Source organism: Amycolatopsis sp. cg9, from assembly GCF_041346945.1.
In the GTDB taxonomy this organism is placed as follows: Bacteria; Actinomycetota; Actinomycetes; order Mycobacteriales; family Pseudonocardiaceae; genus Amycolatopsis.
The window spans coordinates 4,170,495-4,195,246 of sequence record NZ_CP166850.1 but is presented as its reverse complement, the minus strand read 5'-3'; the positions used below and the strand labels follow the sequence as shown (position 1 = coordinate 4,195,246).

Below are 24,752 nucleotides of genomic sequence, written 5' to 3'. Positions count from 1 at the left end.
GAGGTCCCTGGCAAGTCGAAACGGAAGTGGTGCGCGTCGGCACCCTGGTGTCCGAACCGGTCGGCGAAAAACGCCGCGACTTCCACGAGTGGCTGGCGAAACGGCTGGTCAAGACGGTTTCGATGCGCCGGGCCGCGCAGTTCACGCGGTACGTCCCGGCCGACGACATCCAGAACTCGGTCCTCCCCTCGACGGAGATCCTCAGCTTCACCACGTCGGCGGCGGACCGGGAGCTCAAGATCATCGACTGCTCGGGGAACCGGTACGCGGACCTCGGTGAGAACTTCCTGCACTGGGTGGCTTCCTGCGCCACCAAGTTCGCCACGAGAGCCGAGCAGGTCAGCGTGATCCTGCTGCCCAGCTTCCCCAACGCGGAGTTCAGCCCGTTCTGGAACCCCATCATCGACCTCCCGGCGGACTCCGGCACCGTCGTCGTCATGAACAAGGCGGGCGACCTGGAACGGCGAGGCGCGCCACGCCGGTTCGAACCGCCGTCGCGCAAGCTCTTCCAAGCCAAGTACCGCGAGCTCAACGGGGGACCCGGGCCGGACTTCGAAGACAAGGTCATCCGCCGCATCGGGCACTTCGACATCAGCGAACAGCACTGCAGCCACTTCTTCTTCGACGGCTCGCGCGCGGTGACCGAGCTGGCGGACCTGCTGCTGGAGAAGATCACCAGCGTCGCGGGCAAGGCCGCCGCGAGGACGACCCTCATCATCCCGGCGAAGACCGACCCGTGGATGGAACAAGCCGTCACCGCGACCGCCGACCGGCTCACCGTGCCCTGGATCAAGTGGCCGATGGACGCGGCGGAGATACCGCGCGCGAACGACGACACGACCTACATGTTCCTCGTCGACTTCATCAACACCGGGGCGACCTACACCACCGTCGCCCGGCAGGCGCGGGACGCGGGCTACCGGCTGCACCGGTATTCGGTCGCGGCGTTCATGTCCCGGGACTGCCACGTCGAGGCGAACGGTCTCCCGGCGGTGCAGGCCATCAAGCAGGTCGCCGCCGAGCACGTGGCCCGGGACCACTGCGACCAGTGCAAGCTGGCGCTCCCCCACACCGACAAGTACCGCGACGAATTCGCGGAGCTCCGCTCGTACGACGCGTGGCACATCCTCACCAGCGTCGGCTGGGACACCGAGAGCTACGGGCCGCCCGTTCCCAAGCGGCTGCGGCACTTCCCGCCGTTCACCGAGATCTTCGACAAGTTCGGCGACTGCCTGGCCCACAAGCTGGAGCTGATCATGCGGGAAGTGGCGCCGGGCGCCGTGATCGCGTGTCCCGAAGAGCCCGCGGTCCAGATGCTGGTCCGCCGGATGCAGCCATGGGCGGAGGACCGGATGGTCGCCGTGCCGCTGCCCCGGGAGGCGCTGATCCGGGCCGACGGCGCCGGCCCGGCCGACGTCCGGCGGATCGCCGCCGGTACCGGCTGGGGGCGGCAGCTGGACCACCTGTCCCAGCGACCGGCCCGGGTGGTGGTGCTGGACGAGATCAACGCGTCGAACGAGACCGCGCGGCAGATGCTCCACATCCTCAAGGCGTTCCACATCCACCCGCGCGCCTACACCCCGATCTTCAACTTCGTCCCGGCCGACCAGCTCGACGAGGTGCCGATCCGCGCGCTCTACGAGCTCCCGAGCCCGCGCCGGGTGTGGACGTGACGAGCCCGCGGTCACCGCGCCGGAGCCGCGAGCGCCCCGAGGAGTCGATGGCGTCGATCGCCCACTACCTCAACCGGGAAGACGACGTGTTCCGGCGCACCCTGATGGTGCGCGACTACGCGAACCGGGCGAAGCCGCTGCCGGAGCGGGACAGAGCCGAGTTCGACGTCGCCGTGGTCGAGTCGTTCCTCCCGCCGATGGCGGGCAGCCCGGCGCGGCGCAGCCGCCCGGCGCCGGCCGAGCAGGTGCGCGACGTCGACGTCATGATCCTCACCGTGCAACCGATCGAGTTCAAGGCGGCCCGGGCGGCGCTGCGGATCGACAGCCCGCCGGACGTCCTGTCCAGCGGCCGGCCCTTCTACCGCGCCGGGATCCCGCTCACCGCGGCCGGGCTCGCCGACCCGCCGGGCCGCCTGGCCGTCGCGGTGACGACGATCGGCGAGCCGTACAACCTGCACGCCCAGCAGGCCGTCGACGAGATCTCCGCCTTCTACCGGGCGAGCGTGTGGATCCTCGTCGGGATGGCCGCCGGCCTGGCCGGCCAGACCCGGCGGGCCGACGTCTACCTCCCGCGCACGGTCTGGTGGTACGAGCCGGGCCGGTTGACGCCCGACCGCTTCGAGCCGCGGCCGGCGGTCGCCAGCCGCGGTCAGATGAACATGCAGCTCACGCGGTTCGACCCCGCGGGCTCGCGGCTGCGGGAGAGGCTCGCGACCGCGATCGCCGAGCTGCCGGCCGAGGACCGCCCGCCGGACCTGCCGCCGGACTTCCGGCCCCGGGTCTCGGTGCTGTCGGACGCCGTCGCCTCCGGCGACAAGCTGCTCCGCGACGGCGAGCGGCTGGCCAAACTCCACGAGGCCAACCAGCACATCCTCCTCGGTGACCAGGAATCGTACGGTTTCGCCTTCGCCTGCCGGGACATGGATTGGATCATCGCCCGGGGCATCGCCGATTTCGGGGACGAGGAAAAGGATTCTTCCTACCAGTACCTCGCCACCCTCTTGGCGATGCACACCGTCCTCGAGTTCCTGGAGAGCGACTACATCCCGCCCAGCTTCGTGATCCCGAGCCGGGTACCCGGCGAAGGCTGATCGGCGGAACGCGAGACACCGCGCGGGATCTGTGGTGTGCTGGGGACCATGGGCGCCCACTCGTTCGAGGCCGACGTGACCTACGACGACGTGTACGTCCTGTTCCTCGACGCCGCGGGGTATTCGAGCATCGTCGGCCGCAATCCCCGTGACCGCGCCGCGCACGCGTTCGACCTGCTGCGCGAGCGGCTGGTCGCCCGGGTCGAGATGGCCGCGCGGGCCATGGGGTGCGCCCGGGCCGAACTGTGGAGCTGGCGCGGGGACGGCGGTTTCTTCATCCTGCACGACGACAACGAGAGCGTCGCGCGGGACGTCGCGCTCAGCGTCGGCCACTCGATCCTGAACGAAGACGTGCCGCGGCTGCGGGAGGAGCTCGCCGACGCGGAGTTCGCCGGCGAATTGCGGCTCCGGCTGGCCGTGCACAAGGGACCCGTGCGGCTCCCCGGCGAACGGTCGGCTTCGATCCATTCGCCGCACATCAACTTCGCGGCGCACCTCGAGGAAGCGGTGCCACCGGACCGGCTGGCGGTGTCCGGGGCGGTCCACCGGGTGGCCGGCCCGTTCGCCGGCCGGCTCGAGTGGGTCGGTGAGTTCGAAGAGCAGGACATCTACCTCATGCCGACCGACGGCGACGCGGAACCGGGCAAGCGGGCCTGGCTGCGCGCCACCGGGCTGCCCGGCGACGTCCGCGTGCACGCCTACCCCCGCCGCCCGAGCCAGCACGAAAAGGCGCAGCTGGTCAGCGCCGCCACCCGCGAAGTGCTGGACCTGGGCACCACGCTCAACTCCTGCGCGAACCGGCTCACCACCACCGACCGGCCCGCCGTCTACCGGGACGCGGTGCTCGAGTTCCTTCGGCGCGGGGGCACCTACCGCTGCGTCCTGCTCGACCCGGCCGGTGAGGCGACGGCGATCTTCTCGCGGCTGCGCGGTGAAGCGCTGGGCCCCAAGACGAAGGAGTCACTGGCGAAGTTCGCCCGGTTCAAAGAGCGCTACGCCGCGGACACCGAACGCTTCGAGGTCCACCAAGCGGCCGAGTTCCCCGGGATGGCCGCGCTCTGCGCCGATCCCGGGGCGCACTCCTTGATCCTCTACTCGCCCTACCTGCTCGGCATCGGACCGGCCGCGGCGGCGCTCGACCGGGCCGACATGCCGCACTACTTCGCGACTCCCGACTCCGGTGACCTGCACCGGACCCTCGGCGCGGCCATCGCGCGGGCGACCGGGCCGGACGTCCTGGAGAGGGTTCTGTAGCTCAGCCCGCGGTCGCGTAGGCCGAGCCGACCCAGGTTTCGTCGATGCGCAGCCGCTTGTAGCGGGTGCTGTCGCTCGAGGCCGCGTACGTGCTCGTCACCCGCAGGCGGACGTACCTCGTCGTCACCGCCGTCAGGTCGATGAACTGGACGCCGCGGTGGCTCGGGAGGGTTCCGGACTTCACCGCGCTCCCCCAGTTCTTGCCGTCGGCCGACACGAACACCTGGTAGCCCTTGATCCGCGCCGACTGCTCGGTGTCCGAGCGGGCGTAGCTCACCGAGTCCTCGCGCTGGTTGAGGCCGAGGTACTGGACCGGTTTCGCCGACCCGAGGTCGTAGTCGAGGTCGACCGGGAGCGTCTTGCCGTTGTCGAAGTACGTCAGGTAGTCGCCGTCGCTCGCGGACTGTCCACTGTGGTCACTCGCGGAAGCACTCGCCTTGACCGTCACGGTGTGCGGGTCGTAGCTCCCGGTGCGGCCCGTCGTTCCGACCTCGAACACCGTGTCGTAGGGGTCCCAGCCCGACAGCCCGGTCAGCGTCAGGCTGCCGTTCCCCTGGCTGAAAGCGATGGCCGAGCCGGTGCGGAGGTTCGTGACGCGGGAGACGCGGTAGCCGTTGTCGCGGATCTTCAGGGTGCTCCCCGACGGCTTGGTCAGCACGTGCACGTACTGCGTCGCGCCGCGGATGGTGATGACGCCGTGCGCGCCGTCGTTCCAGAAGCCGGGCTGCATGCCGCCGTACAGGTACCCTGCGCCCTCGGTGCCGTCGAGGGATTCCGCGATCGGGCCGAGGTAGCCCGCGGCGAAGGTGTTGAACGCTTCCTGGTTCGACGGGAACCTGCCGTTCACCATCGCCGTCTCGGCCATCAGGGACTTGATCGACGAACCGGAGTTCGTCACCAGCCGGCCGAGGTTGAGCGCCTTGTTCACCGGCGGGTTCGAGCCGCCGTACCACCACGAGCCGGTGTCGGGCAGCTTGAAGCACGCCTCCGTCAGCCGCGGCATCGCCGTGTACGTCGCCTGCGGGTAGTCGTACGACGGGGTCATGCCGGTCTTCTGCTCGTTGCTGATCGTGTCCATGATCGGCGAGTCTTCGTTGTTGTTGCTCAGCAGGTAGTCCGGGCGCTGCTGGTAGATCTGCCGGTACAGGTCGTGGGACTCCCAGTAGGCGTTGTCGTTGTCGATCCAGAACCCGCCGAGATCGGGGTAGTTCTTCATGACCTCGAAGAAGTTGTCGTAGCTGAACTGGCCGAAGCCGTCCTGGCTGTCGAGGTCGACCGTCTTGCCCTTGTACTTCGAGTAGCCTGCCGAGTCGAGCCACTCGTGGCCGCCTTCGTCGTGCCACTGGGCGTCGTTGGTCATGTAGAGGATGACCTTGAGCCCGTCGGCCTTCGCCGCGGCGACCAGCTCGCCGAGGAAGTCGCGCTTGGTGCTGCAGCTGCCGGGGATCTTCGACGGCCAGGCCCGCGAGTAGCCGAGGCGGCTGTGGAAGGAGGCCAGCACCAGGTACGACGCGTGCAGCTTCTTCGCTTCGGTGACCCAGTAAGCGGGACTCCACCCGCCGTCGGTGATCGCCTTCTCCCAGGCGCTGCAACTGGTGTAGCCGGGCGAGGTGCGCATGCCCCAGTGCAGGAACAGGCCCGCCTGGCTGTCCCGCAGCCACTGCTGGGACGGCTTCTGCAGATCGGCGGACGCCGGCGCGGCGACCAGCCCGGCCACCGCCAGCAGTGCGGCGCACACGACACCCAAGCGACGCAGGAACATCACGACCTCCAGTGGTCTGGTCCACCCGGAGTGGTACTCCTGCCGCGCGGCCTCAGTCAAGGCTCTGATCCGACCTTTGGCACGCGTTTCGGCCACCGGTACACCGAACGCCCGCCATCCGAGTTAAATATCTGATATATGACACGAGAGATCGGATCTCTCTTGACCGGCCGGTCGTGAGGCGAGTAGATGTTCTCCGTGGGAAGCGCTTTCGCTCCCCGACCACCGCTCCGGCGAAACGGGTAGCACGCCGCGCCCCAGAGCCGGCCGGGATGCCGACGGACGGCGGATCGGCATCCCGGCCACCTCTTCGCCGTGAGGGGTGCTTCCACGGACTTGACGGCCGTGGAGGTGCCCCTCACGGCACACCCGCGTCGCGGGGCCAGTGCACGAAAGGGACGACGCATGTCCGAGCACCCCCTTCGCCCGACCCGGCGCGCGGTCCTGGCCGGCACCCTCGGCGCGCTCGGTGCCCTCGCCGCGGCGGGGCCCGGCGCGCGGGCGGCCGACCGGCTTCCCCCGATCGGCGGGGCCGCGCCGCCGGACTGGTCGCGCGCGGTCATCGACTCGACGATGACGCGCTACACCCCGGACAAGATCGGCGGCTGGGGCTACACCCTCGGCCTGTACCTCTACGGCCAGTACCTCTTCTTCAAGCGCACCGGCGAACGGAAGTACCTCGACTACATCGTCGCCTGGTACGACCGCTTCATCACCGACAGCGGGATCTCCAACAGCTTCACCAACCTCGACTCGATGCGCTCGTGCCAGCTGCTGCCGCTGCTGCACGCCGAAACCGGCCGCAAGAAGTACAAGACGGCGGCCGACCAGCTGCGCAAGCGGTTCCCGGCCTACCCCCGCACGTCCGACGGCGGCATGTTCCACGCCACGAGCAAGGTCGGCCAGCTGTGGGGCGACGGCGTGTACATGGCCCAGCCGTTCCTCGCGCTCTACGGCGCCGCGTTCGACGACGGCGCGTACTGCTTCGAGGAAGCGGCGAAGAACATCGCCGTGTACTTCAGCCACCTCCGCGAACCGGCGAAGGGGCTGCTGTACCACGCCTACGACGAAGACGGCTCCGAGTCGTGGGCGACCGGGACCGGGCACCACTCGAAGTACCACTGGGCCCGCGCGATCGGCTGGTTCGGCATGGCCACCATCGACATCCTCGAGGTGCTGCCGGCGGACCACCCGCGGCGGGCGGCGCTGATCGAGGTCGTGCGGTTCCTGGCCGCGGGCTACCAGCGGTACCAGGACCCGGCCACCGGCCGCTGGTACCAGGTCGTCGACCGCGGCGGCGACGCGAAGAACTGGCTGGAGACGTCGGCGTCGTCGATGTACACGTTCACGATCGCCCGCGGCGTCCAGCGCGGCTACCTGCCTTCGTCGTACCAGGCGGTCGCCGACAAGGGCTACGCCGGCGTGCTGAAGAAGATCTCCCTCGGCTCCGACGGCCTCACGAACATCTCCGACATCTGCGAGGGCACCAACGTCGGCGACCTGTCCTACTACTACGCCCGGGCCCGCAGGACGAACGACTTCCACGGCCTGGGCGCGTTCCTGATCATGAACGAGCAGTTCCACCACTGACCACGAGGCGCGCCGCAGGAGGGGCCCCGGCTTTCCGGCCGGGGCCCCTCTGGCGTCAGCAGTCCGAAGTGGACCCCGTCGCGTTCACGCGCAGCGCCGAGTCCTTGACGCAGTAGCCCGTCACCGACTGGAAGCCGATGTCGTACGGGCTCTTGGTGCCCTTCTCCGCCGTGAACCGCTCGAACGTGATGCCGGTGCTGTTGTTGACGATGCTCGCCGGGCGGCCGTCGTCCTTCGCGAACTCCACCGAGCTGTCCACGAACCGGATGCCGGCGGCGTAGTGCAGGTACCAGCCGTAGGACGGGCGGGTGCCGATGCTCTTCGGGTTGTAGTCCGTCGCGTTGTTGCTCGGGACGCCGGTGCCCATGGTGCCGTTGCCACCCGGTACCGACAGCTTCACGCCGGTGAAGGTGACGTCGGAGACGCGGTGACCGCTGTCCGCGCCCCAGATCGTCGGGCTGAAGTTGCTGCCGGTGTGCGTGCCGGTGACGTTGTCGAACGTGATCCCGCTGATCGAGCCGACGCCGGGGTCGTTCCCGCACCGCTTGCGGGTCCCGATCTTCATCATGACCGGCGAATACGTGCCCGACATCGTGATGTCGCGGTAGTGGACGTCGGAGATCTTCGCGCCGTCCATCGAAACGATCCCGATCCCCGATTTGTGCGCGCCGGTGATCGCGATGTCCGAGAAGTGGTAGCCGGTGAAGTCACCGCACGTCTCGGACCCGAACATCAGCGCGTTGCAGCACACCGCCGAGAGTTTCGCGCCGGTCACCGTGACGTTCCCGTTCGGCAGTTTCGCGCCGAGCGCGTAATCGCTCTTGAACACGAGCGCGTCGTCGTTGGCCGCGATGCTGGCGTTGGTGATCGTGACGTTCGTGGTGCTGATGATGTTCCAGCCGTCGCGGTCGCTCGCCGTGTCGATCGTCAGGTGGTCGGAAACGACGTTCGTGCACCCGTTGATCAGCGCCGCGAAGTGCCCGCCGCGGCGCAGCTTGATGCCGGACAACGTCAGCCCGTCACACCGGGTGAGCGACAGGATCTTGTCGGCCTCACCGGATTTCGGGTTGCCGGTGATCAGGTTGCCGCCGCCGTCGATCGTGCCCGCGCCGGTGAAGCCGATGTTCGTCAGCTTGTCGCCGGTGAACATCGCGTTGTGGAAGTGGCTGTGGCCGTAGTCCTGGTAGTCGTCCCACGGGTTCGATTCGGGCTTGTCGTAGGTGTCCGAACCGGACCCGGTGATCGTCGCGCCCGCGTCGAGCTGGATCGTCACGTTGCTCTTGAGGTGCACCGTGTTCGCGGACTTGTAGGTACCCGAAGTGAACCGGACGGTGCCGCCGCCCGCGGCGCCGGCCGCCGTGATCGCCTTGTCGATGGCGGAAGAATCGTTGGCGGAACCGTTGCCCTTGGCGCCGTAGTCCTTCACGTCGTAGACGCCGCCGGGCGCCGCCGCGGAGATTCCGGTACCGGCCACCACCAGCCCGGCCACCGCCAAACTGAGCAGCAAAGATCTTTTCACCGTGAGACCGCCTTGTCATGGAATCGGGAAATTCGGCATGACGGCGGAGAAACCAGATTACGAGTGGCGCGAACGGACTGTCAAGATCGGCAGGCTCGGGGGACCCGCGCCACCCCCAGTCGGACGCGGGTCCCCCGGGGTCCTGTCGGGATTTCCGCAGTCTACCTTCGGCGGGCCCGGTGATACCGTGCGAATTTCACGGTCACACCGGGAATCCCGCACGAGCGCGCGGTGCTCAGGCGAACCCTACTCCGGACGACAGCAGGGTGAACGCCCGTTCGGCGGCGGCGACGGCCGCGGGAAAGCGCTGTCGCGCCGGGACACCGGCCGCGACCGCGTCCATGTTGGCCGTGGCCAGGGTCCGGCGGACCGCCGAGATCTGCGCGGCCGCGAGGCCCGCGTCGAGCACCGGGACGCCGGCCTTCCCGAGCTCCGCGGCCAGCGCCGCCTCCCCCGCGGAGGTGAACCCGGCCAGCCGGGCCACCAGCGACGGGGTGCTCGTGACCAGCCGGAACACCGCGAGCACGCTGGGCTCGTCGCACAGCCCGGTCACCGGTTCGCGCTCGTCGAGCCCGCGCAGGAACGCCTCCCGCAGCGCTTCGAGCGGGCCCTGGCCGGGCCGGCGCGCGCGGACGACGTCCGCCGCGTCGGTCTCGTGGTCGGCGAACCGGTGCAGCACCAGGTCCTCTTTGGTCGGGAAGTAGGCGAAGAGCGTCCGCTTGGACACCTCGGCCGCGCTCGCCACTTCGGCGACCCCGACGGCGTCGAACCCGCGCTCCAGGAAGAGCCGGATCGCCGCCGCCGAGATCGCCGTCCGCGTGCGCAGCTTCTTGCGCTCACGCAGACCCAGTTCGTCGTTCACATCACGCAGCGTAGCGCTCTGGGGTCACACCTGCTGGAGGCCGGGCTTGCCCGCTTGCACTACGTAGCTGCGGTCGTTCTTGATCACGACCGCGGCCGGGTCGTAGACGCTGGTGTCCGACGTGGTCATGAAATCCGCTCGCGTCTGCGTGGGGGTCGTCGTGACGCGGACGTAGCCGCGCTCGCCCTTGCAGTACTTGACGTGCGGGTTGTTCGCGTACCAGGTCGCGCTGGGCGCCGTCGCGGTGTCGCTGTTGCTCGTGACCGACGTCGTGACCAGCTCGGAGCCGATGACCGGGTCGCTGTGGTCGAAGTAGTCCAGGCGCAGGTCGGCGGCCCAGTGCCGGTGGACGTCGCCGGTGAGCACGACCGGGTTGGCGACCTTCCGGTCGACCCAGCCCTGCTGGATCCGGTTGCGGGAGGCCTCGTAGCCCTGCCAGGAGTCGGGGCTCTCGCAGGTGGCCTTGTTGCCGTCGCCGTCCCGCGTGGCGAAGAAGACCTGCTGGCCGAGGAAGTCCCAGGTCGTCGGGTGCGACTCGAACTGCTTGAGCAGCCACGCTTCCTCGGTGCTGCCGAGGATGCTGCGCGAGGTGCTGCGCATGTCCGTGCACGCCGGGCCCGTGTCACCCGACGGGTCGGCCACCTGCGCGCTGCGGTACTGGCGCGTGTCGAGCATGTGGAACCGGGCGAGGTTGCCCCAGACGAACTGGCGGTACAGCTGGATCGACGAGCCGTTCGGCTTGGCCGTCGAGCGGATCGGGGTGTTCTCGTAAAAGGCCTGGAAACCGTTGGCCTTGCGCGTGGCCGACGCCGGCGACGTGGTGCCGTTCCAGTTGTTCATCACCTCGTGGTCGTCGAACACCACGATCCACGGCGCGATGGCGTGCGCGGCCTGCAGGTCGGCGTCGGTCTTGTGCTGGGCGTGGCGGGCGCGGTACTGCGCGAGCGTCGTCACGTCCTCGGTGAAGGCCAGGCTGCGCGGGTTGCGTTCCGCGGCGGCGCGGCCCGACTTCTTCTCGTAGATGTAGTCGCCGAGGAACAGCACCAGGTCCGGGTCGTCGGCCACGATCCCCTTGTACGCGTGGTAGTAGCCCTCCTCCCAGTGCTGGCAGGAGCTGAAGCAGTACTTGAGCTGGTTGACCGCGGCCCCGGCGGCGGGCGCGGTGCGCGTGCGGCCGACCGGCGAGATGTAGCCGCCGGTCTTGAAGCGGTAGAAGTACTCCCGCGCCGGCTGCAGGCCGACGGGTTCGATGTGGACGCTGTGCGCGGCCGCGCGGACGGCGTCCGCGGACCCGCTCTGCACGATCGAGGTGAACGCCTCGTCGTTCGCGATTTCCCACTGCACCGCGTAGGTGGCGTCGGGCATGCCGCCGAAGCCGTCCGGGTTGAGCGGGGCCGGCGCGAGTCTCGTCCACAGCACCACGCTGTCGGGGAGCGGATCGCCGGAGGCGACGCCGAGCTGGAAGGGGTCGTGGATGGTGGGGGCGGCGGCCGTGGTGCGGGCGTTCGCCCACGACGGCAGCGCCGCCGAAGCCGCGGTGGCGGTGACCGCGGCGAGCCCGCCGAGGAGCACCTTGCGCCGGTTGACCTGACCCATGGTGGAAAGCCCTTTCTCTCGAGGTGGACGCGGTCAGGCCGCGAAGTCGGTGAGGCCGTCGCTGCAGGACTTCAGGTCCGGCTTGCCGGTCGTGTAGTTGGCGACGCAGACCTTGTAGAAGACCCAGCCGCCGTGCGGGACGGAGACGGCCTTGTCGACCTTCGTGCCCTCGCCACCGGAGTTCCAGACGTAGAACGGCCCGGCGCCGCCCTTGAGCCAGTAGGCGACCACGGCCGAGTAGCCGTCGGCGTTCGTGTCGTAGACCAGGAAGTGCGAGTCGGACGAGCGGTACTGCCCCTCGCCGGCGCAGGCGTCGGCGCACTGGGCGCTGCCCGTGCCGACCCCGCAGTCCGGCGCGATCCGCGTGTCCGAACCGGTGTAGACGTAGGTGTCCGAGATGTACCCGCCGAGGGCGGGCACGTAGTCCCAGAGCGTGCTGGTGCCGTAGGTCCCGGTCACCGAGGACCCGGTGACCTGGCAGTCGATGGCGACGGTCGCGCCGTTCGCGACGGTCTTGACGGCCGTGGCGCTCGCGGTCGGCGCCCGGCGGACGTTGAGCGGGTCACCGGCGGTCTTCACGGTCCCGCTCGCCGCGGCGGACGCCTCGAGCGCGCCACCGACCGCGAGCGCGCCGACCGCCGCCACGATCACCCCGAGTCCGGCGATACGCCGGAGGTTCAAACGCTTCATGGCGGGAGCGTGACCGCGGCCCGTACACGTCTCGTACAAAGCCCGGTCTCGCGCGCACGCGCGCGCACAGACACTCCGAATGGATCTATCGCCCGAGGTCGGAGCGGTCATAGCATCCGGTCATGGGGGAACTCATCGGGCAGGTTGAGACCACCTCGCTGACCATCCGCGTCCTCGGCCCGCTGGAGGTCACCGCCGCCGGGCGGGTGATCGCGCTGGGCGGGCCGAAGCCCCGGCTGCTGCTGGCCGCGCTGGCGCTGCAACCGAACGTCGTCGTGTCCACCGACGTGCTGGTCGAGGTGCTGTGGCCGGAATCGGCGCCCCGGTCGGCGGCGGCGAACATCCGCACGTACGTCCATTCGCTGCGAAGACGCTTCGCCGAAATCGACCCCGGCCTCGGCGAGCGGATCAGCAGCCGGGCGTCCGGCTACCTGCTGACGGCGTCCCCGGCCGAACTGGACCACCTCGCCTTCGCCGCGTTGGCGGGCGAAGCGCAGGAGGAGCTCGATCACGACCGCGCCGAGAGCGCTCTCAAACTCCTCGACCGGGCCGACGCGCTGTGGCGCGGCGAAGTCCTCGAAGGACTCCCGCACGACCACAGCTGGGGCGCGACCGTCGCCCGGCTCGCCGAACTCCGGCTTTCGGTGCAGGAACAGCGCCTGCGCGCGCGGATCGGCCTCGGCCGCTGCGGCGAGGCCGTCGCCGAGCTGCGGGGCCTGGTCACCGAGCACCCGCTGCGCGAAGAGCTCTGGGCGCAGCTGATCGTCGCGCTGCGGGCCGGAGGCCGGACCGCGGACGCGATCGAAGCGTACGAGTCGGCCGAGCGCGTCCTGCGCGAAGAGCTCGGCGCCGAACCGGGCGCACGGCTGCGCGAGCTGCGCGCGACGCTGGTGCCCGAGAGCGTCGTCGCCCCGCGCCCCGCCGACGTCGCCCCGGTCTGCCAGCTGCCGCTCGACCTGCCCGACTTCACCGGCCGCGACGACGTGATCCGCGAAGTCACCGCCCTGATGCGGGAACGGGCGGACTCCGGTGCCCCCGCCGTGATCGTGCTTTCGGGCGCGCCCGGGGTCGGGAAGTCCGCGGTCGCCGTCCGGGTCGCGCACGCGGCCCGCGAGGAGTTCGCCGACGGCCAGCTGCACGTCGACTTGGCCGGTACGTCGTCGTCGCCGCGGGCGCCGATGGGCGTGCTCGCCGAACTGCTGCACGCGCTCGGCGTCCCCGACGCGGGCCTGCCGCGGGAACCGGCCGAGCGGTCGGCGCTGCTGCGGTCGCGGCTGGCCGGGCGGCGGATGTGCATCGTGCTCGACGACGCCGGGAGCGCCGCCCAGGTGCGGCCGCTGCTGCCCGGGGCCGGCGCGTGCGCGGTGCTGGTGACCAGCCGGATCCGGCTGCCCGGGCTGGCCGGCGCGCAGGCGGTCGACGTCGACCTGCTGCCCGAGGCCGAGGCCGCGCGGCTGTTGCAGGGCATCGTCGGCGCCGCGCGGGTGGCCGCCGAGCCGGAAAGCGCGGCGGCGATCCTGCGCCAGTGCGGGCACCTGCCGCTGGCGATCCGGGTGGCCGGCGCGAAGCTCACGCACCGGCCGGGCTGGACGTTGCGGCTGCTGGCCGACCGGCTGCGCGACGAGCGCCGGCGGCTCGACGAACTGCGCGTCGGCGACCTCGCCGTCCGGGCGAGCGTGACGCTGTCCTACGACCTGCTGCCGATGTCGGCGGCCACCGCGTTCCGCGGGCTCGGGCTGCTCGGGCCGGTGCAGTTCCCGGCGTGGGCGGTCGCGGCCGTGCTGGGCCGCGGCGAGGCCGAGGACGTGCTGGACGTGCTGGTCGACGGCCACCTCGTCGAGCTGGTCGGGTCCGATTCGGCGGGGCAGCCGCGGTACCGGCTCCACGACCTGCTGCGCGTGTACGCCGTCGAGCTGGCGGAGCAGAGCGACGTGGCGAAGACGCGTGCGTCGCTGCGCCGGGTCCTGTCCGGCTACCTGGCGCTGGCTTTGGAGGCCGCGCGCCGGATGCCGCTGCACTTCTTCGGCATGTACTGCGACGACGAGCTCCCGCGCCCGGCGGTGCCCGCGGACGTCCTGCCCGACGACCCGGCGGCGTGGTTCGCGGCCGAACGCCACACCAGCGTCGCGGCGGTTTCCCTGGCCGCGGAGAACGGCTTCGACGACCTGGCCTGGCAGCTGGCGTCGGCGCTGACGCCGTACTTCGACCTGCGCGGCCACCAGGACGACTGGCACAGCACGCACCTGGTCGCCCTGGCCGCGGCCCGCCGGACGGGCTCGCTGCGCGCGGAGGCGATCGTCCAGCGCAACCTCGGGCAGTACCTGCTCTACCAGGACGAATACGCCGGTTCGCGGGTGGCGTTCGAGGAGTCCCGGGCGTTGTTCGAGCGGGTCGGCGACGCGCAAGGCGTCGGCATCGCGCTGACCGGGCTCGCCACGATCCTGCGCATCGAGGGCGAGGACGACCGCGCGCTCGACCACTGCCACGAGGCGCTGAAGCTGTTCGCGGAGGCGGACGACCCGCACGGCGAAGCGGTGGCCCGCATCGGCGCGGGCGCGGTCTGGATGTCCCGAGGCTGCTACGCGGCGGCGAAGCGCTGGTTCACCGACGCCCTCGAGCTGTCGGCGGCGATCGGCGACCGGCACCGCGAGGCGCACGCGTTCAAGCGCCTGGGCCTGCTGTTCCAGCACCAGGGCAACCTGGCGGCGGCCCGCGAGCACGTCGACCGCGCGATCGCGATCTTCACCGACCTCGGCGACGACCACTGCGTCGGGTACGCCAACCAGAACCTGGGCGAGCTGTGCCTGCACAGCGGGGACTTCGCGCACGCGCAGCTGCTGCTGGTGAATTCGCTGTCGGTGCACCGCCGCAACGGCGACCGACGGTCGGAGGCGGAGGTTTCGCAGCTGCTCGGCGAGCTGCACCGGGCGCTTTCGCAGCCGGAGCGGTCGCGGGACTACTCGGACCGCGCGCTGGCGATCTGGCGCGAGCTGTCCTCGTCCCGCCCCGCCCCGACCGCCGCGGCTCCCGCCGAACCCCCGCACATCGTTTCGGCCTGACGCACATCCTGCTTGTACGGATCATGTACGCCGTCCCGCCAGTCTTTCGCCACGTTCGAGTGAACAGGTGCGAAGGGAGAACCGGGGATGATCCGGATCAGGAAGGCCGGCCGCGTGACCGCGGCGGTTCTGGCCGCGGGGGCGGTGACGGCGCTGGCCGGAGCCCCCGCCCAGGCCGCCACGAAGGCCGACGGCGCGAGCTGGACCGCTGATGTGTCCACTGTGGACACCGATGACGTCAACGTCGCCGCCGCCGGCGGAACGCTGACGCTGGCCGACGCCGCGTGGCACAGAACCGCCCGCGTCTTCGCCGGCAGCGAAGGCAGTCTCACCACCGCCGAGCACGCGCTCGGCGCGGCCGCCAACCGCGTCAGCGCGGAGCTGACCGCCGACACGCCGAAGGGCACGTCGATCGACGTCGACGTCCGCGGCCGGACCGGCGTGAACGACTGGACCGAGTGGACGCCCGCGGGCACCACGCTGAAGACCGCCGTCAGCTCCGTGCAGGTACGCATCAGCCTGCACAGCACCACCGACGGCGTGCGGCCCTCGGTGAAGAGCGTGAAGCTCAGCGCCGACAACGCCCCGCAGGTCAACGCGCTGGCCGAAACCGCCGCGCTGACGTACAAGGTCTACGGCACCCGCGAGGGCCTGATCGGCGGCACGACCGCGAACGGCCACGTCATCACCAGCCGCGACCACTTCGTCGCGCTGCCGTCCGGGAAGGGCTTGTCCGGCAAGGGATCCGGCACCTACTCCGTGCGCGTCTGCCGCACCGACGGCAGCAAGTGCGAGTACGCGCCGGTGTGGGACATCGGCCCGTGGAACGAGCAGGACGACTACTGGAACCCGGCGTCGGTCCGGACCAAGTTCAAGGACCTGCCGCAGGGCCAGCCCGAGGCGTACGCCGCGTACTACAACGGGTACAACGGCGGCAAGAGCGGCCTCGGCTACAAGGTGGCGAACCCGGCCGGCATCGACCTCGCCGACGGCGTCTTCTGGGACGGGCTCGGCATGTCCGACAACGGCAACGTGAACGTCACCTACCTGTGGACCGGCTCCGGCCCGACCGGCGTGGTCAGCACCGCGGGCGACCCGATGAACGTCCGGGCGAGCGCGAGCACCTCGGCCGCCATCAAGGGCCTCGCGGCGAACTACGCCAAGGTGAACATCGAGTGCTACGTCGAGGGCGACACCGTCACCGGCAAGTTCGGCACCAGCAACATCTGGGACCGCATCGGCCCCGGCCACTACGTGTCGGACACCTACCTGCAGACCGGCTCCGACCTCCCGGTGGCGCCGAAGTGCTGACCGGCGGCTCGAGCGAGCCTCGATCATCGCGTGGTTGACTGCCCTCACCCCCGCGATAACAGCGAAGGCCCGGTGTCCCCCACCGGGCCTTCGCCCTTTTCTCCGCCATTCCGCTCACCGGGACATCAATTCACAACCATGAATGCCGGTCCGCCGGGTGTACAACGGCTGGGTGCCCGTGCAAAAATTCCGGGCACTTTCCCCACACGGAATGGCGGTCCCCTGTGAGCGTTTCCCGGAGAACCCTGCTGACCACCGCGGCCGGTGCCGCGGTGGCCGCGAGCAGTCCGACCTCTGCTTTCGCTGCCACGACCGAAGCTTCCGACCAGGCCACGGTGAACCGGACGCTCCGCCAGGCGGCCGATTACGCGGTGGCCAAGCTGCGCGCGGTGGCCCCCGGCGTCACCGCGTTCCCGGTCGGCACGAAGTTCGAGAAATGGACCTATTCGCAGAATGGCGACTGGGTCGGCGGATTCTGGCCCGGCCAGTTGTGGCTGGCCTGGCTGCACAGCGGCGAGGAACAATTCAAGACCCTCGCGCTGGCGTCCGCGGAGAAACTCGCCCCGCGCCAGAACGACACCGGCACGCACGACCTCGGTTTCCTCTTCTACCCGTCCTGGGTGACCGCGTGGCGGCTCACCGGCGACGAGAAGTGGCGCGCGGGCGCGATCCAGGCCGCGTCGTCGCTCATCAAGCGCTACAACCCGGCCGGGAAGTTCATCCGCGCCTGGGGCGCGCTCACCGACCCGAACAACGCGGGCCGCGTCATCATGGACACGATGATGAACCTGGACCTGCTGGCGTTCGCGAGCCGGCAGACCGGGGACCCGCGCTACCTCGACATCGCGATCGCGCACGCCAAGACCGCGCAGCGGAACTTCCCGCGCCCCGACGGCTCGACCCCGCACGTCTTCGACTTCGACCCGGTCACCGGCGCGCCGATCGGACCGAACACCGTGCAGGGCTACAGCCCCGCGTCGTGCTGGTCGCGCGGGCAGGCGTGGGGGGTCTACGGCTTCACCACGATCCACCGGCGCACCGGCGACGCGGAGTTCCTGGCCACGGCCCGCCGCCTCGCGGACTACGCGCTGTCCCGGCTGACCGCCGACCACGTGCCGGTGTGGGACTACCTGGCCCCGCAGGCCCCCGACGACGTCAAGGACGCCTCCGCCGGCGTGATCATGGCGTGCGGCCTGCTGGACCTGGCCGAGCTCACGCACCGCCCGCAGTACCGGGAAAGCGCGCTGCGGATCCTGACGGCGGTGTCGCGGACGTGCCTGACGACGAAGTCCGCCCGCGCCGAGGCGAGCGTCGCCCGCTGCACCCGCAACCGCCCGGCCGAGGACGGCGTCGAGGTGTCCCTCCCCTACGCCGACTACTACCTGCTGGAAGGCATCCTGCGGGTGCTGGACCGGCGGAAGGTCGACCGCGCGGTCGACCTGTCGAGCGTGTAGCGGCGTCCGGGGAGGCCGCCACCTCCCCGGACGCGCTTTTCAGTGCTGGTGGTGCGCGTGCACCTTGGCGTGGCCGAGCCCGCGCCCGATCATCCACTTGTTCACCGGCACCGTGACGACGAACGCGACCGCCAGCGACAGCGCCAAGGCCAGCCAGAACAGGAAGCTGGCCAGCCCCGCGTCCATCGCCCCCGGAATCGCCACCACGACGGTGTTGTCGATCAGTTCCATGACGGCGATCGACACGGTGTCCGCGGCCAGCGCGACCTTGAACGCCGCCTGCAGGTTCATCCCCGACTTCAGGACGCCCCGCATGGTCAGTCCGTAGCCGAAGACGAAGGCCAGCGCGATCGACAGCACGACGGTCGCCGCGTTGTGCAGGCCGAACGCCGTACCCAGGACCATGCCGAGCACCTCACCGATGGCGCAGCCGGTCAGGCAGTGCAGAGTCGCCTGGATCGCCGTCGCCCACGAAGCCCCGTGCTGTTCGTTCATGCCGGTAACTATACCCCTGGGGGGTACCAAGCGCACGTTCCGCGCGTCACACCGCCAGAGCACCCCAATGTGGCGTTGGGTGCGCTGGACGCACCCAATGTGGCGTTCGGTGCGCTGGACGCACCCAATGTGGCGTTGGGCGCGCTGGACGCACCCAATGTGGCGTTCGGTGCGCTGGACGCACCGAACGCCACATTGGGGCGCTTGGGGTCAGCCGAGCAGGGTGGTCATCCGGTCCACCTCGGACTGCTGGGTGTCGACGATCCGCTGGGCCATCGCCTTCGCGTCACCGTCGGCACCCTGCGCGAGCTCGGTGCGGGCCATGTCGATCGCACCGCGGTGGTGCTCGACCATCAGCTGCAGCCACTTCCGGTCGTAAGCCGCGTCGCGGAGGGTGTCGAGTTCCCCCATCCCCGGCATGGCACCGTGGTCCATGCCCGGCATCGACGACGCACCCCACTCGCCCAGCCACGTCTCGAGCTGGTCGATCTCCGGCTGCTGGGCTTTGGCGATGCCGTCGGCGAGGGCGATCACCTGCGGGTTGCCGGTGTGCTGCGGCACCGGCTCCGCCATCCGCACGGCTTGTTCGTGGTGCGGGATCATCTGCTGCGCGAACGCGATGTCCGCGTCGTTGTGGGTGACCGGCGTCGAGCAGCCGGTCAGGACGAGCGCGGGCAGCAGCAAGCCCGCCAGGAACTTCCTGGTCATTTCCTACCTCACTGAGTTGACGGAAAAGGGCACGGCGAAGCCGCGCCGATCAGATCCGCAAAACGCAGTGAGCGGCGAGGAGGGTCCGGCCGGCCCGGGTGCCCGGCGGCGGGCGCGCGGTCCACGGCACCCCCGGCACCCGACGGACCACCACCACGGCGGCGGAGCGGTACCGCAGCAGCAGCACCGCGAGCAGCAGCAGCGCCACCGCCGTCAGCACGGCGAGGCAGTCGTGGAGCGGGGAGTGCCCGCCGTCGTGGTCCGGCGCCGGGGTTCCGGCGTGGCGGTCCGCCGTCATCGACGTCGCCGCCGTCATCGCGACCGGCTCGTGGGCCGCCGGGACGTGGTGCATCGCCACCACGGCGAACGCCAAGGCGGCCAGCAGGAGCCAGCGGGCGGGCACGGAAGGACGGGCCATCGTCGCCCAGCGTAGCCGATACCGCCGGCCAGGCGATCTTCCGCCGGTCCGCCCCGGAGCAGAACTCACTTCCGTAACCCTTTGCGCACATCCCGTTGACCTCCGTTACCCGGGGCCCTACCGTTCGCCCTTGGTCTCCACCGTGCGCAGACCGTCCGAAAGTCGTGAGGAATGGGTGGGATGCGAGGGCCGACGAAGACCTTCCGGCTGGTCGCGACGCTGGCGCTGGGAGCGGTGCTCGCGCTCGGGGGCTGCTCGGACCAGCTGGGCAGCGCGCCCGCACCGGCCCCGACCCGGATCGCGTTCGTCCCGAAGATCGGCGGCATCCCGTACTTCGAAGCGATGGACACCGGCGGGCAGGAAGCGGCGAAGCAGCTGGGCGTGACGTGGTCCACGACCGCGCCGGGCAGCGTCGACCCGGCCGCCCAGGTGAGCATCCTGCGTGAGCTGATCGCGAAGAAGGTCGACGTCATCGCCGTGGCGCCCAACGACCCGGCCGCGCTCGCCCAGGTGATCGGCGAGGCCAGGGCGAAGGGCATCCACGTGCTGACCTCGGACACCGACGCGCCGGGCACGCAGCGTGAGGTGTTCGTCAACCAGGCCACCGCCAAGGGCATCGGCACCGCGCTCGTCGACGCGCTGATGAAGAAGACCGGCGGCACCGGCCAGTACGCGATCGTCTCCTGCGGCCCGGCCGCGGCCAACCTCAACACGTGGATCTCGGTCCAGAAGGACTACGCGGCCACGCAGTACCCGAAGGCCCAGCTCGTCGAGACCGTGTACGCGGGCGAGGACCAGGACACCGCGACGAACCTCGCCAAGGAGCTGATGGCCCGCCACCCCGGCCTGACCGGGCTGATCGGCGAGTGCACGACGTCGGCGCCGGGCGTCGCGAAGGCGGTGCGCGACACGGAGAAGATCGGCCAGGTGTTCACCGTCGGCGTCGGGACGCCGCAGGCGATCAAGCCGTTCCTGCTCGACGGTTCCTGCTCGCAGTCGGTGCTGTGGAACGTCGAGTCGCTCGGCTACCTCACCGCGTGGACGGCGAAGCAGGTCGCCGACGGCAAGCCGCTCCAGACCGTCAACAAGGTGAGCCTGGAGTTGCCGGCGGTGCGGTTCGACGCGCCGTCGAAGACCGTCCTGCTGGGCGATCCGCTGCTCATCACCGCCGACAACGTCGACCAGTTCAAGTACTAGCGCACGTCGATCGTGACCGTCGCGGTGCTGGTGGCCGCCGGGAGCCTCGTCGTGTCGACGGCCAGGTACTCGCCGTCGTCCTGGCGGCCGTCGGGCAGCGTCTTCGGGTGCAGCGCGTACGGCGGGGCCGCGTTCGTCACGCCGTCGATGCCGAAGTCGTTGTCGTTGCTGATCACGACGGTGCGGCCGCCGTCGGTCGTCGCGACGCCCTCGACCTTGTCGTGCCCGAAGAAGCCGCCGCTCGGGTCCAGGCCGGTCACCAGTGCGCCGAGGTCCAGGTACAGCTTCTTGGCCACCGGCTTGAGGCCGGCCGCGGCCAGGTCGGCGGTCGCCTGGGCCGTGGTGTCCTTGCCGACGTAGGCGTCGATGCTCTTGCCGCCGACGAGCACCCCGCCCTTGACGGCGTCGTAGCCCGCGGCGCGCGGGCCGACGTCGGTGGCGCCGGTCAGGTCGATCTCGTACAACTTCTTGAAGGCACCCGGCTCGGGCTTGCCGTCGCGCTCGTCCACCAGGAACCGCGTCGCCGACAGCGCGGTGATCTCGCTGACCGCGGTGCCCGTCGTGTCCGGGTCGTCGAGCAGGTAGAGGTACTCGTGCGTGGCGCGGGTCCGCAGGTCGACGGTGACGATCCGCAGCGTGGTCACGTTGCCCGGCTTCTTCGTCAGGTCCGGCTGCTGCAGCGCCGACTGCATGACGCCGACCAGCGTCCGGCCGTCCGGGGTGAGCGCGAGGCCTTCCATGCCCTTGTTCGGGACGCGGTACTTCAGCTCGCCCGGCAGCGAACCGTCGTACGGCGAAAGGCGTTCGAGCGCGCGGCCGTCGCGGCCGAAGTGCGTGAGGAACGGGCCGTACTCGTCGGACACCCAGAACGTGCCGTCGCGCTGGATGGCGAGGCCTTCGGAGTCGTAGCCGTCCGCCGACTTCGGGAGGGTGTTCCCGGCGAGGTCGACGATGGTCTCGCCCGTGTCGGCGAGCGGGCTGACCTGGCCGTTGTACGGCGTGCCGTCCGCGGCGCGCAGCGGGATCGTCCGCTCCAGCACGGCTTTCCCGGCGCGTAGCCGGAACTTGCCGATCGCGGGCGTGAACGCGGGCAGCGGCTCGATCTTGCCGCCGCCGGGCGCGTCGACGTTGGGGCCGCGGTCGGTCAGGCCGTAGAACTCGTCCCGGGAGCCGGGCACCGGGGTCAGCGCCGAGCCGTAGGCGCCGCCCTTGATCTCGACGCCGCCGATCGTCGCCAGCGGCGGCAGGGCTGTCGGGTAGAGCTTCACCGCGTCGGAAACGGTGTAGGTGAAGGAATCCCGGCCGGTGAAGCCGGGCGCCGGGGTGTAGCGGAAAGTCCCGTCGGCGCCGATCGACACCGTGCCGTGCGCGGCCGGCGTGTGCCGCACCACCGCCGTGGCGGACCGGTCGTTGCCGAGCACCCCGCCCCGCAGCGGCTGCCCCGCGCGAACGCGGTAGTGGTCGTCCTTCGCCCGCGGGCCGTGGTCGTGGGCCGCGGCCGGTCCGCCGCCACGAGCGGCAGCGCCAAGACCCCGGCCACCAGGGCGATTCGTACCCGCTTCATCCGGTTTCTCCTCCTCCGGCGCGTGGATCGCGCCGGAGGAGGAGTCTGTGCGGCCGAAGTGGACAACGGCCGTCTTCGAGAAGGCCGTGGCGTTAACGGTGCCGCCGGCCGTGCGCGGCCGCCGCTCCGCCGCCGAGCACCAGGATCAGGGCGGTCAGTCCCCAGCGGCGTTTCTCCTGGGTCCGCCGCCCGGTGTCCTCGACCACCGGCTCCGGCTTCTCCGTCGGCCGCGCGTGCGGTGACGACGTCGGGGGCGGAGCCGGGGCCGGGGTCGACGCCCGGGCCTGGACGACCGGGACCGGGGTGGGGGTCGGCGTCGGAACCGGGGCGGCGGGTTGTTCCACCGGTGGCGGCTGGGACGGCGGCGGCGGTTCCGGCGCCGGGGTGGTCGGCGTCGGGGACGGTGTCGTCGACGCCGGCGGCGGCGGCGGGGGCGGGGGCGGCTCGGAAGCCGAGGTCGACGGGGGCGGCGGGGGCGGCGGGGGCGGAGGCGGAGGCGGTGGCGCTTCGGTCAAGCAGCCGGCCGCGTCGCCGCTCACCAGCACCGGCCCGGTCGCGACCTCGACCGCCGGGCCCGAGCCGTCGCGCGGCAGCCGGTAGGTGACGCTGCGGTGCCCGTCGCGGTTGGCCGTCGCGTAGATCGCGCCGGGCCCGAGCACGACCGACCCGTACGCGCCGCCCTGGGGGAACCGCAGTCCGGGCACCGGCGCCACCTTCCCGGTCGCCGGGTCGAGCGTGACGACCGAGCCGCCGCCGCGCGACGTCGTCGAGATGCCGTAGAGCAGCCCGTCCACCGGGTCGTAGGCGAAGTCGTCGACACCCACGGCCAGCGACACCGGGCGCAGCGCCGTCCGGTGCACCACCCGCAGGTAGTCCTGGGTCGCCGGGCTGATGTCCACTGTGTACAGATCGCTGTCCTGCCGGACGTACCAGCGGTTCCCGGCGATCGCACCGGCGGTGGCGCCGGTGACCAGGCTCCACACCGGACGCGTCGCGCCCGCGCGGCCGATCACGCCCAGGTCCGTGACGGTGCCCTGGCCGTCGATCCGGACCGCGTGCGCGCCGTGGTCGTAGCGGCCGCGGCGGGTGCCGTCGGCGACGCCGTAGACGACGCCCTGCGCGGCGGAGTAGCCCATCGCGTTGATCCAGAACCCCGCCTGGGTAAGGCGTTTCGTGGCGCCACCGGGCAGTTCCAGCAGCCGCAACGTCGTCGGGGCGCCGCCGCGTTCGTTCTCCGCCTGCAGGATGGTGCAGCGGTCCGGCGCCTGGGCCGCCGGCTGCCGGGACGGCGTGAGCCAGCCCGTCGCCGCCAGCAGCGCCGAGACCGCCGCGGCGACGCCGAGCATCGCCGCCCAGCGGGCGCGCGGGCCGGTCAAACCAGCCGGTCCAGCGCCGTCGTGAACGCCTCCGGCGGCACCTTCGCCCCGCCGCTGAACGGGTTCTGCAGTTCGTGGATCGCGAAGAGCAGCAACGTGATCGTGCCGGCCAGGGTGGACACGATGATGATGTGCGCGGCCAGCCGGGTGCCGCCGAAGAGGTTGGGCAGCAGGATCGCGGTGATCAGGCTGCCGAGGATCAGCGCGAACCAGACGACCGCGCCGACCCCGCCGCCGCCGGAGTTGGCCAGCCGCTGCTGGCGGGCCTGGTAGACCGACCAGAGCTGGTTGCTCGCCTCGGTCTTGCGGTCGATCTCCCAGTCGCCGTCGACCTCGGCGGCCGCGACCGCCTGCCGCATCTGGTCGAGCTGCGTCCAGCCGGTCGTGGGGATCGCGCCGCCGTCGGCCAGGCGCGGCCACTCCTGCTCCTCGACCGTGCGCGCGTAGGCCACGGCGAGCTCGTGCACCCGGTCCTTCGTCTCGGCGGGGAGCGCGTCGGCCGCCCAGGTGGCCGCGACCAGGCTGTCGGCCTCGGTCTGCGCGTCCTGGCTCGCGGAGCCGACCGAGTCGAACAGGGAGATGAGCACGAACGCGACCAGCACCGCGTGCAGCCCGCCGACGATGGTGAACACCTGGCCCGCCGCGTCGTTGTTGTCGGGCCGGCCTTCGTCCCAGCCGAACCGGCGGACCAGGTAGGCGATCAGGCCTCCGACCAAGGCCGCACCGGCCACCCAGAGCGCACCGGTCACGAAGATGTTCATCCACGTCCTTTCCCCACCGGGGTTTCCACCACCGGAATCGCCCAAGCTAGTCACCCGTTTCCGGCCGGACAACCGTACATTGTTCGATTCATCCGGGTGGCCGCACCCGGGCCGCCGTTTTCGCCGGTTCGGCCCAGTTCCCGGCCCGCGGACGGTGGTTGTCGCTTCGCGCGGCAACCAGCTGTTCCCCTTATGAGCTGGGCACTTCCCGACCGGGTGACGGCCAAGCACCCCGGGTGACCGAGCCCCCGCCGCCGGGTGTCCGGAATGGCGGAGCGGACCACGTCAATCGACCCCGGTGACCCGATCGTGGCATTGTGCGGTGGCGCGCCGTTGCTATGTTGATTTCGCGACTTTCGCTTGACCGTGCGA

19 protein-coding genes are annotated in these 24,752 nt (G+C 70.9%); 8 read left to right on the top strand and 11 right to left on the bottom strand.

Features of this window, described 5'->3' with window-relative positions:
• Nucleotides 1–29 precede the first annotated feature (29 nt).
• Genes AB5J73_RS20165 through AB5J73_RS20155 form a run of 3 tightly spaced genes read left to right on the top strand, consistent with a single transcriptional unit; the run spans nucleotide 30 to nucleotide 4,018 of the window.
• The gene (locus AB5J73_RS20165) at nucleotides 30–1,673 is read left to right on the top strand and encodes a hypothetical protein (RefSeq protein WP_370971225.1); all 1,644 of its coding nucleotides are present in this window, start codon (nucleotides 30–32) and stop codon (nucleotides 1,671–1,673) included.
• 47 nt (nucleotides 1,674–1,720) lie between these two features.
• Nucleotides 1,721–2,764: a hypothetical protein gene (locus AB5J73_RS20160; RefSeq protein ID WP_370971224.1), complete on the top strand. Its 1,044-nt coding sequence runs from the start codon at nucleotides 1,721–1,723 to the stop codon at nucleotides 2,762–2,764.
• Between the two features lie 48 nt (nucleotides 2,765–2,812).
• Entirely contained in the window at nucleotides 2,813–4,018 is a 1,206-nt protein-coding gene (locus AB5J73_RS20155; RefSeq protein WP_370971223.1) for a hypothetical protein, read from the top strand.
• A gap of 1 nt (nucleotide 4,019) precedes the next feature.
• Here AB5J73_RS20155 and AB5J73_RS20150 read toward each other — a convergent pair whose 3' ends face one another.
• Entirely contained in the window at nucleotides 4,020–5,840 is a 1,821-nt protein-coding gene (locus AB5J73_RS20150; RefSeq protein ID WP_370971222.1) for an alpha-L-fucosidase, read from the bottom strand.
• Between the two features lie 345 nt (nucleotides 5,841–6,185).
• On the opposite strand from AB5J73_RS20150, the gene AB5J73_RS20145 reads away from it, so the two are divergent.
• Nucleotides 6,186–7,370 carry a glycoside hydrolase family 105 protein gene (locus tag AB5J73_RS20145; RefSeq protein WP_370971221.1) on the top strand — a complete coding sequence of 395 codons (1,185 nt, stop codon included), beginning with the start codon at nucleotides 6,186–6,188 and terminating at the stop codon, nucleotides 7,368–7,370.
• Nucleotides 7,371–7,425: 55 nt separating this feature from the next.
• Here the strand turns inward: AB5J73_RS20145 and AB5J73_RS20140 are convergent, their stop codons facing one another.
• From AB5J73_RS20140 to AB5J73_RS20125, 4 genes are all read right to left on the bottom strand, one after another.
• The gene (locus AB5J73_RS20140) at nucleotides 7,426–8,889 is read right to left on the bottom strand and encodes a glycoside hydrolase family 28 protein (RefSeq protein ID WP_370971220.1); all 1,464 of its coding nucleotides are present in this window, start codon (nucleotides 8,887–8,889) and stop codon (nucleotides 7,426–7,428) included.
• Between the two features lie 235 nt (nucleotides 8,890–9,124).
• On the bottom strand, nucleotides 9,125–9,751 hold the full coding sequence (locus AB5J73_RS20135) for a TetR/AcrR family transcriptional regulator (protein ID WP_370971219.1): 627 nt from the start codon (nucleotides 9,749–9,751) through the stop codon (nucleotides 9,125–9,127).
• 24 nt (nucleotides 9,752–9,775) lie between these two features.
• Nucleotides 9,776–11,347, bottom strand: coding sequence for an alkaline phosphatase (locus AB5J73_RS20130; protein ID WP_370971218.1), 1,572 nt, complete (start codon nucleotides 11,345–11,347; stop codon nucleotides 9,776–9,778).
• Nucleotides 11,348–11,380: 33 nt separating this feature from the next.
• Nucleotides 11,381–12,037 (bottom strand): hypothetical protein, encoded by a 657-nt coding sequence (locus tag AB5J73_RS20125; protein ID WP_370971217.1) that lies wholly within the window; start codon nucleotides 12,035–12,037, stop codon nucleotides 11,381–11,383.
• Nucleotides 12,038–12,159: 122 nt separating this feature from the next.
• Between AB5J73_RS20125 and AB5J73_RS20120 the strand changes: the two genes are divergently transcribed.
• The 3 genes from AB5J73_RS20120 to AB5J73_RS20110 all read left to right on the top strand — a co-directional run bounded on the left by AB5J73_RS20120 (nucleotide 12,160) and on the right by AB5J73_RS20110 (nucleotide 17,861).
• Complete coding sequence (locus AB5J73_RS20120; protein WP_370971216.1) at nucleotides 12,160–15,096, top strand: BTAD domain-containing putative transcriptional regulator; 2,937 nt, start codon at nucleotides 12,160–12,162, stop codon at nucleotides 15,094–15,096.
• An 87-nt stretch (nucleotides 15,097–15,183) separates the two neighbouring features.
• Nucleotides 15,184–16,407: a hypothetical protein gene (locus tag AB5J73_RS20115; protein ID WP_370971215.1), complete on the top strand. Its 1,224-nt coding sequence runs from the start codon at nucleotides 15,184–15,186 to the stop codon at nucleotides 16,405–16,407.
• Between the two features lie 224 nt (nucleotides 16,408–16,631).
• The gene (locus tag AB5J73_RS20110) at nucleotides 16,632–17,861 is read left to right on the top strand and encodes a glucuronyl hydrolase (RefSeq protein WP_370971214.1); all 1,230 of its coding nucleotides are present in this window, start codon (nucleotides 16,632–16,634) and stop codon (nucleotides 17,859–17,861) included.
• 39 nt (nucleotides 17,862–17,900) lie between these two features.
• Here AB5J73_RS20110 and AB5J73_RS20105 read toward each other — a convergent pair whose 3' ends face one another.
• The 3 genes from AB5J73_RS20105 to AB5J73_RS20095 all read right to left on the bottom strand — a co-directional run bounded on the left by AB5J73_RS20105 (nucleotide 17,901) and on the right by AB5J73_RS20095 (nucleotide 19,482).
• Entirely contained in the window at nucleotides 17,901–18,356 is a 456-nt protein-coding gene (locus AB5J73_RS20105) for a DUF4396 domain-containing protein (RefSeq protein ID WP_370971213.1), read from the bottom strand.
• Between the two features lie 210 nt (nucleotides 18,357–18,566).
• On the bottom strand, nucleotides 18,567–19,064 hold the full coding sequence (locus AB5J73_RS20100) for a DUF305 domain-containing protein (RefSeq protein WP_370971212.1): 498 nt from the start codon (nucleotides 19,062–19,064) through the stop codon (nucleotides 18,567–18,569).
• Between the two features lie 49 nt (nucleotides 19,065–19,113).
• Nucleotides 19,114–19,482, bottom strand: coding sequence for a hypothetical protein (locus tag AB5J73_RS20095; RefSeq protein WP_370971211.1), 369 nt, complete (start codon nucleotides 19,480–19,482; stop codon nucleotides 19,114–19,116).
• 180 nt (nucleotides 19,483–19,662) lie between these two features.
• On the opposite strand from AB5J73_RS20095, the gene AB5J73_RS20090 reads away from it, so the two are divergent.
• On the top strand, nucleotides 19,663–20,679 hold the full coding sequence (locus AB5J73_RS20090) for an autoinducer 2 ABC transporter substrate-binding protein (protein ID WP_370971210.1): 1,017 nt from the start codon (nucleotides 19,663–19,665) through the stop codon (nucleotides 20,677–20,679).
• Here the strand turns inward: AB5J73_RS20090 and AB5J73_RS20085 are convergent.
• The 3 genes from AB5J73_RS20085 to AB5J73_RS20075 all read right to left on the bottom strand — a co-directional run bounded on the left by AB5J73_RS20085 (nucleotide 20,676) and on the right by AB5J73_RS20075 (nucleotide 24,380).
• Nucleotides 20,676–22,112, bottom strand: a complete 1,437-nt coding sequence (locus tag AB5J73_RS20085) for an esterase-like activity of phytase family protein (protein ID WP_370973245.1) — start codon at nucleotides 22,110–22,112, stop codon at nucleotides 20,676–20,678. The genes AB5J73_RS20090 and AB5J73_RS20085 overlap by 4 nt on opposite strands.
• A gap of 223 nt (nucleotides 22,113–22,335) precedes the next feature.
• The gene (locus AB5J73_RS20080; RefSeq protein WP_370971209.1) at nucleotides 22,336–23,619 is read right to left on the bottom strand and encodes a hypothetical protein; all 1,284 of its coding nucleotides are present in this window, start codon (nucleotides 23,617–23,619) and stop codon (nucleotides 22,336–22,338) included.
• Entirely contained in the window at nucleotides 23,616–24,380 is a 765-nt protein-coding gene (locus AB5J73_RS20075; protein WP_370971208.1) for a hypothetical protein, read from the bottom strand. Before AB5J73_RS20075 ends, AB5J73_RS20080 begins: the two co-directional genes overlap by 4 nt.
• Nucleotides 24,381–24,752 lie beyond the last annotated feature (372 nt).

Excerpts from the sequence above, each read along its gene's own strand:
- AB5J73_RS20145 (WP_370971221.1), top strand. The coding sequence starts at position 6,186 with ATGTCCGAGCACCCCCTTCGCCCGACCCGGCGCGCGGTCCTGGCCGGC.
- AB5J73_RS20100 (WP_370971212.1), bottom strand. The coding sequence starts at position 19,064 with ATGACCAGGAAGTTCCTGGCGGGCTTGCTGCTGCCCGCGCTCGTCCTG.
- AB5J73_RS20095 (WP_370971211.1), bottom strand. The coding sequence starts at position 19,482 with ATGGCCCGTCCTTCCGTGCCCGCCCGCTGGCTCCTGCTGGCCGCCTTG.
- AB5J73_RS20090 (WP_370971210.1), top strand. The coding sequence starts at position 19,663 with ATGCGAGGGCCGACGAAGACCTTCCGGCTGGTCGCGACGCTGGCGCTG.
- AB5J73_RS20130 (WP_370971218.1), bottom strand. The coding sequence starts at position 11,347 with ATGGGTCAGGTCAACCGGCGCAAGGTGCTCCTCGGCGGGCTCGCCGCG.
- AB5J73_RS20160 (WP_370971224.1), top strand. The coding sequence starts at position 1,721 with ATGGCGTCGATCGCCCACTACCTCAACCGGGAAGACGACGTGTTCCGG.
- AB5J73_RS20075 (WP_370971208.1), bottom strand. The coding sequence starts at position 24,380 with ATGAACATCTTCGTGACCGGTGCGCTCTGGGTGGCCGGTGCGGCCTTG.
- AB5J73_RS20120 (WP_370971216.1), top strand. The coding sequence starts at position 12,160 with ATGGGGGAACTCATCGGGCAGGTTGAGACCACCTCGCTGACCATCCGC.
- AB5J73_RS20155 (WP_370971223.1), top strand. The coding sequence starts at position 2,813 with ATGGGCGCCCACTCGTTCGAGGCCGACGTGACCTACGACGACGTGTAC.
- AB5J73_RS20125 (WP_370971217.1), bottom strand. The coding sequence starts at position 12,037 with ATGAAGCGTTTGAACCTCCGGCGTATCGCCGGACTCGGGGTGATCGTG.
- AB5J73_RS20105 (WP_370971213.1), bottom strand. The coding sequence starts at position 18,356 with ATGAACGAACAGCACGGGGCTTCGTGGGCGACGGCGATCCAGGCGACT.
- AB5J73_RS20115 (WP_370971215.1), top strand. The coding sequence starts at position 15,184 with ATGATCCGGATCAGGAAGGCCGGCCGCGTGACCGCGGCGGTTCTGGCC.